Genomic DNA, 206 nt, shown 5'->3' on the forward strand with positions numbered 1-206 from the left:
AGTTTTGTTATCAATGGCAAAGCTAAAAGTACGTTAACCAACTATCTGCGCTGTCTCTCTCACTTAGCACTGTATTACAAATGCAGTCCAGAACTTCTCAATGAAGCGCAAATAAATGATTATCTCTACCATTGTCAAAACCTGCACAATACCCCTTCAGAGAGTTTTTTTAAACATACTGTGTATGGACTTCGTGCTGCCTATAA

Annotated in this window: 1 pseudogene; it reads left to right on the forward strand. The window is 37.9% G+C overall.

The annotated features are described in order from the left end of the window. Positions 1–206: pseudogene (locus tag Q0998_RS19335) on the forward strand (integrase); the annotation flags it as partial.

Origin of the sequence: uncultured Polaribacter sp., assembly GCF_947501385.1 — a bacterium.
Classification (GTDB): Bacteria; Bacteroidota; Bacteroidia; order Flavobacteriales; family Flavobacteriaceae; genus Polaribacter.